Annotated in this window: 10 protein-coding genes; 5 read left to right on the top strand and 5 right to left on the bottom strand. The window is 62.0% G+C overall.

Annotated features, from left to right (window positions below):
• Positions 1-262: 262 nt before the first annotated feature.
• Positions 263-1,963, bottom strand: a complete 1,701-nt coding sequence (locus SX1_RS18005) for a flotillin family protein (RefSeq protein ID WP_026149901.1) — start codon at positions 1,961-1,963, stop codon at positions 263-265.
• A gap of 29 nt (positions 1,964-1,992) precedes the next feature.
• Positions 1,993-2,628 carry an OB-fold-containig protein gene (locus SX1_RS18000; RefSeq protein WP_019054135.1) on the bottom strand — a complete coding sequence of 212 codons (636 nt, stop codon included), beginning with the start codon at positions 2,626-2,628 and terminating at the stop codon, positions 1,993-1,995.
• A 269-nt stretch (positions 2,629-2,897) separates the two neighbouring features.
• On the opposite strand from SX1_RS18000, the gene nhaA reads away from it, so the two are divergent.
• The 5 genes from nhaA (at position 2,898) to SX1_RS17975 (ending at position 9,750) form a co-directional block, all read left to right on the top strand.
• On the top strand, positions 2,898-4,091 hold the full coding sequence (nhaA, locus tag SX1_RS17995; protein ID WP_019054134.1) for a Na+/H+ antiporter NhaA: 1,194 nt from the start codon (positions 2,898-2,900) through the stop codon (positions 4,089-4,091).
• Entirely contained in the window at positions 4,088-5,659 is a 1,572-nt protein-coding gene (locus SX1_RS17990) for a DUF389 domain-containing protein (RefSeq protein WP_019054133.1), read from the top strand. The genes nhaA and SX1_RS17990 overlap by 4 nt, the downstream gene beginning before the upstream one ends.
• A complete protein-coding gene (locus SX1_RS17985) occupies positions 5,656-6,933 on the top strand; it encodes a cation:proton antiporter (protein WP_019054132.1) in 1,278 nt (425 codons plus the stop codon). Before SX1_RS17990 ends, SX1_RS17985 begins: the two co-directional genes overlap by 4 nt.
• Positions 6,930-8,339 carry a DUF2254 domain-containing protein gene (locus SX1_RS17980; protein ID WP_019054131.1) on the top strand — a complete coding sequence of 470 codons (1,410 nt, stop codon included), beginning with the start codon at positions 6,930-6,932 and terminating at the stop codon, positions 8,337-8,339. Before SX1_RS17985 ends, SX1_RS17980 begins: the two co-directional genes overlap by 4 nt.
• Before the next feature lie 64 nt (positions 8,340-8,403).
• Positions 8,404-9,750, top strand: coding sequence for a chloride channel protein (locus tag SX1_RS17975; RefSeq protein WP_043145980.1), 1,347 nt, complete (start codon positions 8,404-8,406; stop codon positions 9,748-9,750).
• A gap of 55 nt (positions 9,751-9,805) precedes the next feature.
• Here SX1_RS17975 and SX1_RS23895 read toward each other — a convergent pair whose 3' ends face one another.
• Genes SX1_RS23895 through SX1_RS17960 form a run of 3 tightly spaced genes read right to left on the bottom strand, consistent with a single transcriptional unit; the run spans position 9,806 to position 12,308 of the window.
• Positions 9,806-9,910: a DUF2474 family protein gene (locus SX1_RS23895; protein WP_019054129.1), complete on the bottom strand. Its 105-nt coding sequence runs from the start codon at positions 9,908-9,910 to the stop codon at positions 9,806-9,808.
• Entirely contained in the window at positions 9,910-10,908 is a 999-nt protein-coding gene (gene cydB, locus SX1_RS17965; protein ID WP_019054128.1) for a cytochrome d ubiquinol oxidase subunit II, read from the bottom strand. Before cydB ends, SX1_RS23895 begins: the two co-directional genes overlap by 1 nt.
• Positions 10,905-12,308 carry a cytochrome ubiquinol oxidase subunit I gene (locus tag SX1_RS17960; RefSeq protein WP_019054127.1) on the bottom strand — a complete coding sequence of 468 codons (1,404 nt, stop codon included), beginning with the start codon at positions 12,306-12,308 and terminating at the stop codon, positions 10,905-10,907. Before SX1_RS17960 ends, cydB begins: the two co-directional genes overlap by 4 nt.
• Positions 12,309-12,313: the final 5 nt, after the last annotated feature.

Raw genomic sequence — 12,313 nt, 5'->3', positions numbered from 1 at the left:
CCGCGACCAATATTTCTTATGTCGCAACTCGCCTTGGCTGCGCCAGGTCAAGCCGCGATATCGCCCTTGTGGCGGACGGCTCGCGCTTTGACAAGGCTGTCAACGACCCCAATCGTCGCGCCTGTACAAAGCCCCGATGAGACTTCGTACAGGCGCGCGATCACTCAACCGTTTCCATTGATCGGGACTGAACCGGATCGACCGGATTTTGCGAAATTTGAGGGAATGCCTGGCTTCTATGCCCTATACCATATTGGAACTATCAGTCGCTTTTGGAAGCTGATGTGGGTTCGGCGCCAGCAGCAGGCGCTGTCGAGCTTGGCGCGCCGGCCAACATCCCGTTCATGCTTCCACCTGACATACCCAGTTCCGCCATCAAGGCGTCGATCAACGGTCCGCCAACCCGATAGCGCATAGCTGCCGAAACCGCTGCATCGGCCAAGTTTCCACCACCAGCGCTGTCGTCTGAGCCAGCCTGGCTCCCATGCAGACCGCGGGCATCCAGTATGGAAATCTTGTCGATTTGCTCCATCGGCTTGCTCGCTGCCGCAATGATTTCAGGCAGCGCTTCGAGCATCGCTTTGCGAACGAGCAGGGCAGTTTGCGCATCGTTCAATATGTTGGTTGCTTCGTTGATGGCGGCCTGGCCGGCCGCATCCACTTTGAATGCTGCGGCGCGGCCTTCGGCTCGCGCCTTGTCAGCGTCAGCTTCCGCCGTCGCTTCGGTCCGCATAGCTGCTGCCCGCGCCTCGGCTGCTTCCTTTTCTGCGGTGGCTGCGACCGTGATCTGGACAGCCTCTTCTTGCGCGCGCTGGGTCGCTGCGATCACTGCGACATTCTTGTTTCGGTTGGCGATTTCAGTTGCCTTTGCGGTCACGACGCTTTCTTCGGCGCGAACTGCCAAGGCACGAGCCTCGTTGGCGGCGGCGGTCGCCGTGGATTCCTCTTCGGACTTTTGTGCCGTCTGAACTGCGGTGGTTATGCGGGCGAGTTCGATATTGCGATCGCGTTCGATAGTGGCTGTCTGAATTGCACCGTCTCGCAAGATCGTAGCGGTCTGTATGACCTTGTCAGCTTCGGTTTGGGCGACCGTCTGGGCCTGTTGAGCGCTGATGCGGGCAATTTCCGCCAGACGGGTTTGTTCCGCCTCCGCCGTTGCGATGGCAGTTGCTTGCTCAGCACGTCGTGCTGACAAGGTTTGCTCCTGCGTCAGCCTCGCTTGTTCTGCTGCCTGGGCGATTTCCAGCGATTGGTTGTTCGCATCCAGGTTGCGCTGCTCAATCTCGACGCGATTGGTTGCGACGATGTCGTTGCGGATCTTCTTTCGTTCCTCGATCGTGCGCGTCAGAACGGTCAGCCCTTCGGCATCGAACGCATTATTTTCGTTGAAATGTTCGAACGCCGTCTGGTCGAAATGCGTAATGCTCACCGATTCAAGTTGAAAACCGTTCATGTCCAGATCTGTCATGAGGGCTTCCTGAACCTTCTGAATGAAGTCGGCCCGGTTCGCGTGGAGGTGCTCCATCGTCATCGTTGCGGCAACCGATCGCAAAGCCGACACCAGTTTGCCGTCAAGCAGCGATTTTACCGCGTCTGGATTATTGACCGAGTCTCCAAGCGTCTGCGCCGCTGCGGCAATTGACTGGGCATCAGGCTTCACCTTGATATGGAACAGGCCGATGACGTCCACGCGAAGCTTATCGAGCGTGATCAGCGCATCCTTGTTAAGCCGCGAAACCTCAAGCTTCACGGTTGTAAGGCGCACTTGCATCAACTCGTGCAGAACCGGGATGACCATGATGCCACCGTTCAGCACAACCTTCTCGCCGCCGAAGCCGGTTCGGATCAGGGCCACGTCCTTCGTTGCCCGCCGGTAAAGTCGTGTCAGGATCACGCCGATAATGACCAACGTCAGGAGGACGATGCCAGCGTAGGCAAGGATATTCATCAGTGAGGCAGGCAAGGCAGTCTCCTATGCGCAACAGGCATGAGTCAGATTGGACGAAAATTGCTATCCGTTTCCGGTTGAGCGAAGAAGAGTGCGCCGACGCGGCGTACAAGCAATGCACCCTCACCCGCACCGATGATATCGCCGTCATTGTGGGGCTCTACCATCACATAATGCGCCTGACCGTGCTGATCGACGACCTTGGCGCGGGCGGGATGGCCGCGACGCGCGGTTCCTTCCAACACCATGCCTCGACGCATGACCAGGTCTTCAGTATCGACAATGGTGCTTTCATATTCAGGCAGGATTCGCGCGAGCCAGCCAGCCGTGAAGGCGTTCATCGCACCACCGGCGAGAAGAGCTACACCGCCAGCAATGCCCCAGTGTAAAGGCGCCCCCAGAACGGCGGTCGAAACTTGCTGAACGGCAAAGCCCGCGATCGTGAAACAGCCCAACAGTGAGGTGAGCCAAACCAGGATGGGCAGCCCCTGCTTTAGTCCAAGCCAGCCAAGCGCGTCAGGCAATTCCATATCGCCGACGTCGACGGCGCTATCCAGATCCGTCCCAAAATCGAAATTGCCTAGCCCTAGTCCAATCGCCTCTATGAGGCCGATCCCCACCATCACGACGAAGGCGATGGAGAATATGGCATAATCAGGCGTGAGAAAATTGGCGAACATGCTTTCATCATAGGTCTAACGGCATATCAAAATCCACCAGATTAAGCGTTAACCGACTGCCAACGCAGTGAGGGAATGCGCGAACATCCAGGCCTTCCACGGTTTGATCTTTTCGGACGTTGAAGTCAGAAAATCCCGGAAGCGGTTGCGGTTGCCACCCGCCGATGCGATGGAGGCGCCGGGTGTTCGTTTTCCATATGCAGGTGCGGGCAGGTATTCACGCTGGTCGGGCCGCCAGGGACCATTAGCCGTATTCGGACGATCATATCATGTACCACCCCCACGCGCACCCGAGCGCGATCCGGCGCTTTCTTGAAGCGCAGTCGTCCGCTGGAATCGTGCTGATGGGCGCTGCGGTCGCGGCACTGCTGATCGCCAATTCGCCTTTGGCGCAGGATTATGCTGCAATCCTCCATGCCGACGTCGGACCGCTTTCGCTGGAACATTGGATCAACGATGGTCTGATGACCATATTCTTCCTGTTGGTCGGGCTGGAGATCAAGCGAGAGATTCTGGATGGCCAGCTTTCCACATGGCCGCGGCGCGCCCTGCCAGGTGTGGCTGCGCTTGGCGGGATGATCGTTCCGGCGCTGATCTACCTTGGTTTTAATCGAGGTTCGACAGCAATCGGATGGGCGATCCCGGCGGCGACCGACATCGCATTTGCGCTGGGCGTCATCGCGCTTCTTGGAAGGCGGGTGCCAGGATCGCTGCGCATATTTCTGGCTGCGCTGGCGATCATTGATGATCTGGGTGCGGTGATCATCATCGCTGCTTTTTACACGTCTGGCCTTTCGCTGCCTTATCTTGCGGGCGCGATCCTCGCAATTTTTGTCCTGATCGGGTTCAACCGTTTCGGGGTTCGCCGCTTGTCGCCCTACCTGCTGGTTGGGCTGCTCCTCTGGCTACTGATATTGTGGTCGGGCCTGCACGCGACGCTGGCTGGCGTCATACTTGCCTTTGCCATACCGATGGAGCGCACCCCTGGCCGCTCCGACGCTGACTGCGACAGCCCCTTGCATCGTATCGAGCGCGCGCTGCAAAAGCCCGTCGGCTTTATCGTTGTTCCGATTTTCGGCTTGGCGAATGCTGGCGTGCCGTTGCTTGGATTGCCGTCCGGCGCGTTGATGGCGCCCGTCACATTCGGTGCCGCCGCCGGGCTGATATTCGGGAAGGCGATCGGCGTGTTTTGCTTTTCATCCTTGGCTGTCCGCGTGGGGATAGCGGATTTTCCCGCCCATGCAACCCGTATCCAGATGCTGGGCATAGCGCTTCTTTGCGGTATTGGCTTTACGATGAGCATCTTCATCACGCTTCTTGCGTTTCCCGACAGTCCATTGCTGCAAGCGCAGGCCAAGATCGGCATTTTGACGGGGTCGTTTGTCTCCGGGCTGATCGGCTTTGCCGTGCTGCATCGGGCAGGTAATGTGGCGCTACATGCATCGGGGGACATGGCGGAATGAGCATGGAAGGATTGACCGAACGCGCATATGTCGCGGGCAGGCGGGTGAATGCCGGACTGGCCCGGCTGGCCCTGTATCGCTGGTGGCGGCGGCGCGTCGTCGGGACAATCGACCATCAGGCGGTCGTCGCCCGCATCATCGACGAAAGTGGATGGTCGCCCCGCTACGCCTTCATGACGATGATGTCCGCGGGCATCGCGGTGCTCGGCCTGCTGCTATCATCCCCGGCGGTAGTGATCGGCGCGATGCTGATCTCGCCATTGATGAGTCCAATTCTGGGCTTCGGATTCAGCCTTGCGCTGTTCGATTTCGCCGAGATGCGACGATCGCTGCTGGCGCTTGCCATCGGCTCCTTCGCTGCCGTTGCCTTCACGGCGCTGATCGTGACAGCTTCGCCATTGCAGGCGCCGACGGCAGAGATTGTCGCGCGCACGCGCCCCAATCTCTTTGACCTTGGCGTCGCGCTGTTTGCCGCGCTGGCCGGCAGCTTCGCGATCATTCGCGGCCGGGGCGAGACGATCGTGGGCGTCGCCATCACCACGGCGCTGATGCCGCCGCTCGCCGTAGTGGGCTATGGTCTTGCGACCTGGAACCTGCCGGTGCTGGGGGGCGCGCTTGCGCTATTTGTCACCAACTTCATTACCATCTCGCTCTCCGCAACGGTGATGGCGCGCTATTATGGCTTCGGGCATCATCTTTCCAGCCGCCAGAGTTGGGCGCAGACCGTGGTGCTGCTGCTCGTCTTTGCCGTCATGGCCGTGCCGCTCGGCCTGTCGCTCAACCGCATCGCCCGTGAGGCGCTGACGATATCCAGCGTGCGATCGTTGCTGAACGAACGCTTCGGCGGCGATGCGCGCGTGACCCAGTTGGAAGTGGCGTTCGACCGCAATCCCAATGTCGTCCGTGCGGTCGTGATCACGCCACGCAATCGGACCCAGAGAACCGCGGATCTGCAACAGGCGATCGAAACGGCGCTTGGCCGTCCGGTTCGGCTCGATATCGATCAGATCCTGCTCGAACCGGGCGCCGGCGCGCTCGACGCGCAGCGGGAGGAATTGCGGCAAGCGGGCGAACAGACAAATTTGGAGGCGCAGCGCATGGCCGCGCTGGCGCGGATGATCGCCCTGATCACCGGAGTTGCCAGCGATGATGTGACGATCGACCGCGATCACCGCCGCGCGACCGCAGCCGCCGTTCCACTGCCGGGTGCGACAGTCGCCACCTATCGCACATTGGAGGAACGCGCCGCAGCCGAAACCGATGGCTGGAACGTTGCGATCGTACCGCCGCAAGGGCCGCTGCCGGAGATCGCCTTCGCCGATAATGTCGACACGCTCGATCCATCGGCACGCGCTGCAGTGCTGACGTCCATCTGGGCGGCACAACGCTGGAACGTGCCGATGCTGGCCGTGCCCGGCTTGCCGGTCGGCGAACCGCCAGTACGCCCCAACCTGACCCAGCGCCGCGCCATGACGGTGGCCGCCCTGCTGGCGACGCAGGGCATCCGTGCCGCCCCCGCGCCGGGCGGGGGGCAACGCTTCAGCCTGTCTATCGGGGACGCACAATGATCGGCGGCCTCAGGCTGACGCCGTTTGACGCGGCAGCGATCCTCATCGTCCTGGCCGCCGCTCTTGGATATTTCAACTACCGCTATCTGAAGCTGCCCTCGTCGATCGGGTTGACCGTGATGGGGGCGATTGCTTCATTGCTCGTGGTCGGGATCGACCGAATTCTACCCGGCGCGGACTTTGCGCGCGATGTCGTTCGGTTCATAGCCGGCATTGATTTCCACACCACGTTGATGGACGGGATGCTTTCCTTCCTGCTGTTCGCGGGCGCGCTCCACGTCGACTGGGGGGAGATGCGGCGCGGGCGCTGGCCGATCATTGTGTTGAGTACGATTGGTGTAGCCCTTTCCTCCGCCCTTGTCGGTGGCGGCTTCCTGCTGCTCGCCCGCGCGATCGGGTTCGATTTGCCGGCGATCTGGTGCTTCGTGTTCGGGGCGCTCATCAGCCCGACCGATCCGGTGTCGGTGATGGGGGTACTCAAACGCGCGAACGTCTCACCCACGCTGGAGGCGACGGTCGCCGGTGAGAGCCTGTTCAACGATGGTGTCGGCGTTGTGATCTTCACCATTCTCCTGGCGTCCGCCCTGTCTGGCGATGCATTCTCAATGGCGCATGCGGCAGAACTGTTCGCGGTGGAGGCAGGCGGCGGCGTGCTGCTCGGACTGATCGTCGGGTGGCTGGCGTTCCGGATGATGCGCTCGATCGACGACTATAAGGTCGAGGTGTTGATCAGCCTTGCAGTCGTGATGGGCGGCTATGCGATTGCCCGGCCGCTGCATGCCAGCGGCCCGGTAGCGATGGCGGTGGCGGGGCTCATCATCGGCAATGCCGGGGTCGCGCATGCGATGAGCGAGACCACGCGCGATTATCTCCATAAATTCTGGGATCTGATCGACGATATATTGAACACCGTGCTGTTCCTGCTGATCGGGCTGGAGGTTGTGACGATCCCCGCTGATCTGCGGCTCCTCGTCCTCGGACTGGCTGCCATTCCTCTGGCGCTCGTCGCGCGTTCGCTGTCGGTGCTGCTGCCGCTTCGTGCGATCCGGCCAGGGCACCGATATGGCCGGGTCGTGCCGGTCACCCTGATCTGGGGCGGCTTGCGTGGCGGCATCTCGATTGCGCTGGCGCTCGGATTGCCCGATGGGCCTGCGCGCTCGGTGATCCTTGCCGCCACTTATGTCGTCGTCCTGTTCTCCGTCATTGTTCAGGGCGGCACGATCAAGCGGGTGCTGGAACGGCTCACTGCTGCCGATGCGAGGAACCAGTCATGAAGGCACGCCTGCTGCGACTGTCCAACGACCTGCGTGAAAGCTACTGGTTCGTGCCGACGATCATGGCCATCGCCGCACTGCTGCTGGCGTCGGGAATGGTCTATGTCGACAGCCACGCTGGTTCGACCTGGATGGACGGGATGCCGTGGCTCTATGCCGCGCGTCCCGATGGTGCCCGCGCCCTGCTGTCCTCGATCGGCGGGTCGATGATCGGGGTGGCCGGCACCACTTTTTCGGTGACGATCGCCGCCGTGGTCTACGCCTCCGGCCAGTATGGCCCGCGCTTGCTCAGCAACTTCATGTCCGATCGCGGTAACCAGGTGACGCTGGGTACCTTTATCGCGACCTTCGTCTATTCGCTGACGGTGTTGCGCACGATACGATCGGCCGGGGAAAGCGGTGCGAGCGCACCCGCATTCGTGCCGCAACTGGCGCTGCTGGTGGCGTTGATCCTCGTCCTCTGTTCGATCGCGGTGCTGATCTTCTTCATTCACCATGTGCCGATGCGGATACATATCAACAATGTGATCGAGCGCATTGGCGACCGGCTGATTGAGGAGATAGACTCCCGCTTTCCCACTTACATAGGCGAAGCGCCCGGCGAGCGCCCGGACAATCCGTCTGTTCCCTCCGCCTTCCGGGAAGACGCGACCTCTGCCGAATATGAGCGCCGGACGCCTGTTCGATCGAAGAACATCGGCTATATCCAGTTGATCGACGAAGGCACGCTGCTCGCGGCCGCGCGTGAGCATGATCTGGTGATCCGCCTGCAATATCAGTCCGGCGACTTCGCGCATAATGGCAGCGTGCTGCTGGAAGCCTGGCCCGCCGAACGATGCGGTGAGGATGCGGTGAAGGCGTTGCGTGAAGCCTTCGCGGTCGGCGCGCGGCGCACGGCTCTCCAGGATCTGCGCTTCCTGATCGATGAACTGGTGGAGATTGCGGCGCGCGCCCTTTCGCCGGGGGTCAATGACCCGTTCACCGCGAACAGCTGCCTCGACTGGCTTGGCGCGGCGATGGCGGAACTGGCCCGACGCGACCTTCCATCGCACCTGCGCACTGACGAAGACCATGCGCTGCGGGTCATTGCCTATCCGGTGACGTTCGACGGCTTCATTGATCGCGCTTTCGGTGCACTTGCCCAATATGCCAGTGCGGACAGGATCGCGGGTAAGCGCTTCCTGGAGGCGCTCGGCGATGTCGCGCTTAGCTGCGACGATGCTGGGCGGATTGCCACGCTTGTTGGCCAGGCGCGCGCGTTTCGGACGCTGGCGGAGGGGAAGCTGGACGGGGCATGTCGCGACGTGGTTGTCGGTCGCGCCGACCTTCTGCTCCGGGCGTTGGCGGCTCCGGATTACAAGCGCCGACTGCGGGACGATATTGGTTGGCTGGGCGGCTCCGCATGATTATCGCATTTGCCGGGCGGCTTTGCCTGACTTCCGCAGTGTTACGCGCTATGGCGGGCGGATCATGGTGAATCTTCCCGAACAGGCGCGCGATCTGCTGCGCGAACATGGCCCCACCGCGCCCGTATGGCGGCGACGTGTCGCTATTCTTGGCGGCGCAGTCACGATCGGCCTGGTCGCCCTGCTGTTCGCGCATCTCGCCGACTGGGCGGGCGAACGCTTTACCGTCCTAGCCATGCGCTGGTGGTGGGCGCCGCTGATCGTCACGCCGCTGGGCTATGCCGCCATTGCAGGCATCACCGCTCGCCTCGCGCCTGCAGCGCGCGGGTCGGGCATACCGCAGGTCATGGCGGCTACGCGCGATCCCGATCATGCCATGTCGGCGCTCGTGTCGGCGCGGATCGTCATCGTAAAGCTTGGCCTGACGATCGGCACGCTGCTTGTTGGTGCATCGACCGGTCGTGAAGGCCCGACCGTTCAGGTCGCGGCGTCGATCATGGGCTATGCGCACCGGATCATGGCCATCCCCCTGCGCGCGTCGGTGTTTATCGCAGGTGGCGCAGCTGGCGTCGCTGGCGCTTTCAATACCCCGCTTGCCGGCGTTGCCTTCGCTATCGAGGAACTGGCCGCCGCCTATGAACAGCGCATGACCTTGCTCGTCATGACCGCCGTGCTCATCGCGGGCATGACCAGCCTCGGCCTGTCGGGCGACTATGTCTATTTCGGTGTCATGCGGCAGACGCTGTCAGTGCGTGAGACGATGCTGGCAGCGCCCTGCGCTGGCGTGCTGGGCGGGCTGATGGGCGCGTTCTTTTCGCGCGCTGTACTGGCGACAGGGCGCACGCGCTGGTCGCCCGTCGCGTGGCTGCGGGCGCGACCTATGCTGTTCGCCGGGCTGCTTGGCGCCATCGTCGCGATCATCGGGGTCGCCACCGGGCTGACATGGGGCACCGGCTATAGCGCGGCACGCGCGATCATCACCGGGGCCGATGCGCCCCACTGGTATGGCTTGGCCAAGCTGGCGACCACGCTTGCCACGGCGGTGTCGGGCATGCCCGGCGGTATCTTCGCGCCGTCTCTGTCGGTCGGCGCAGGTGTCGGCGACATGCTTCGCTGGCTGTTCCCGACCTATCCGGGTGGCGCGATCGTGCTGCTGGGCATGGTCGCTTACTTTACCGGCGTCGTTCGGGCACCGCTGACCGCGGTCATAATCATCTCGGAAACAACGGCCAGCCGCGGCTTGATGATGCCGCTGCTCGCCTCGGCGTTGATCGCTGATGTGGTTGCACAGACCGTCTCGAAGGAGCGGCTCTACCACGCGCTCTCGCTTTCCTTCCTGCCACCGCCGACCGAAACAGATGCGGAAGCGGAGTCCGCTCGTCACGATCCGGCAGAAACGCCTAGATCATGACAATGGGCAAACCTGAGCCAGGGTAGGGCAGGGCATCGGGCCGACGGCTGAGCCATTACATCAGCCAATAACGCAGTCCCAGCGATACCAGCAGCAGCGCGGCAACGCTCGTCGTCCATATGCCGACGAACCAGCCGAGCTTCACCAGGCGCGCGCGCATCAATGATATCCTTCGCTGTCGACCTTGCCCCGGAACACCCAATAGGCCCAGGCGGTATAAGCCAGGATCACTGGCACCAGAACGGCCCCGCCCACCAGCATGAACAACTGGCTGCGATAGGGGGCCGCCGCTTCCCAGATCGTGACGCGGGCAGGGATGACATAGGGCCATATCGAAATCCCCAGTCCCAGCAGGCAAAGGCCAAACAGCGCGAGCGCCCAGAGAAAAGGCTGTGCGTCCTTGCGCTGCGACAGGCTGCGATAGAATAGCGCGGTGACGATGACGGTCGCCAGCGGCACCTGCGCTGTGGCAAGGACGCCGGGCCAGGAGAGCCAGCGGCTCTGATAGCTCGCCTCCAATGTCAATGTGGCCAGGCTGACCGCGCCGATCAGGATCAGCAGCGCGATGCCCAACCGTCCGGCATAAGTGACCACCTGCCGCTGCAACCCGCCTTCCGTCTTCCAGTTGAGCCAGCAGGCACCCAGCAGGGCGTAGCCCACCATGAGGGCAACCCCGGTCAGCAGCGAGAAGGGCGACAGCCATTCCCACCAGCCACCGGAATAGGCGCGTCCCTCTACGCTGATCCCCTGCAACAATGCGCCCAGCGCCACACCTTGGGCAAAGGTCGCCACTGCCGAACCGCCGGTAAAGGCGCGGTCCCACATCGCCCTGTGGGCCGGATCGCGCCAGCGAAACTCGAACGCCACGCCGCGCAGGACCAGGCCCAGCAGCATTGCGATCAGCGGCGCATACAGGGCAGGCAGGATGATGGCATAGGCCAACGGAAAGGCAGCGAGCAGGCCGCCGCCGCCCAGCACCAGCCAGGTTTCGTTACCGTCCCATACCGGCGCGATGCTGTTCATTGCCGTGTCGCGATCCCTCCCCACCTTGAACAGCGGGAAGAGGATGCCGATGCCAAGGTCGAACCCATCCATCACGACATAGGCGATGATCGCAAAGCCGATGATGGCGGCCCAGATGACAGTCAGGTCGATCATCCTTCGCCTCCTTCGATGGCGGGTGCAGGTGTGATGCCGGCGGTGCGGATCGGCGCGCCGTCCAGCGTGCTTTCATGCGCTTGCGGTGGCTTCTTCATAAGGTGCAGCAGATACCAGATGCCCATGCCGAATACGCTGAAATAGACAAGGACGAACGCCAGTAGCGATGCTGCGACCGCGGGCGCATCCAGCGGCGAAGCGCTGGCGGTAGTGCGCAGCAGGCCATAGACGGTGAAGGGCTGCCGCCCGACTTCGGTTACGATCCAGCCCGCCAGCACTGCGATGAAACCCGATGGTCCCAGCAGTAACGCCGCGCGATGCAGCCACGTCCATTCATGCAATTTGCCGCGCCAGCGGGCGATCAGGCTCCACAGACCAAGGCCCAGCATCGCAAGCCCTAAGCCGACCATGACGCGAAACGCCCAGAACACGATACCCACCGGGGGCTGATCGGCATCGGGCACGCTGTCCAGCCCCTTCATAGGGGCATTCAGATCATGTTTGAGGATTAGCGACGACGCCTTGGGGATGGAGATGGCGTAATCCACGCGCTTCTTGGCACTGTCGGGAATACCGAACAGGATCAGCGGCGCACCTTCAGGATGGCTCTCATAATGGCCTTCCATCGCCATCACCTTGACCGGCTGATGCTCCAGCGTGTTGAGGCCATGCATGTCGCCTGCAAATATCTGGATTGGTGCGACGATCGCCGCCATCCACATCGCCATGGAAAACATGGTGCGCGCGCCGGGATTGCTCCGGTCCTTGAGGAGGTGCCATGCGCCGACGCCGCCGACTGCAAAGGCCGTCGTCAGATAGGCGGCCAGCACGGTATGGACCAGCCGGTAGGGGAAGCTGGGATTGAATATGATCGCTGTCCAGCTTGGGCCTGGCAGAAACTGTCCGTTCGCGCCGATCTCATAGCCTGTCGGTGTCTGCATCCAGCTGTTGACCGACAATATCCAGAAGGCCGAAATGAAGGTGCCGATCGCGACTGCACAAGTAGCCGTGAAATGCAGCTTGCGCCCCACCTTGTTGATGCCGAACAGCATGACGCCCAGAAAGCCGGCCTCCAGGAAGAAGGCGGTCAACACCTCATAGGCCATCAACGGGCCAATGATCGGGCCAGCCTTATCGGAAAAGACCGACCAGTTGGTGCCGAACTGATATGACATGACCAGGCCCGACACCACGCCCATGGCGAATACGACCGCGAAAATCTTGAGCCAATAGCGGAACAGATTGGCGTAAACGCCCTTTCCGGTCGCCAGCCATAGTCCCTCCAACACCATCAGATAACTGGCAAGGCCTATGGAAAAGGCAGGAAACAGGAAGTGAAAACTCACCGTGAAGGCGAATTGCGCGCGGGCAAGAAGCAGTGCGTCAAGCGAGTCGAACATGGGCA

This window comes from Sphingobium xenophagum NBRC 107872 (assembly GCF_000367345.1).
Classification (GTDB): Bacteria; Pseudomonadota; Alphaproteobacteria; order Sphingomonadales; family Sphingomonadaceae; genus Sphingobium; species Sphingobium xenophagum.
Note: the sequence above shows the minus strand (reverse complement) of the source record. Positions and strands in the feature narration are given on the sequence as shown.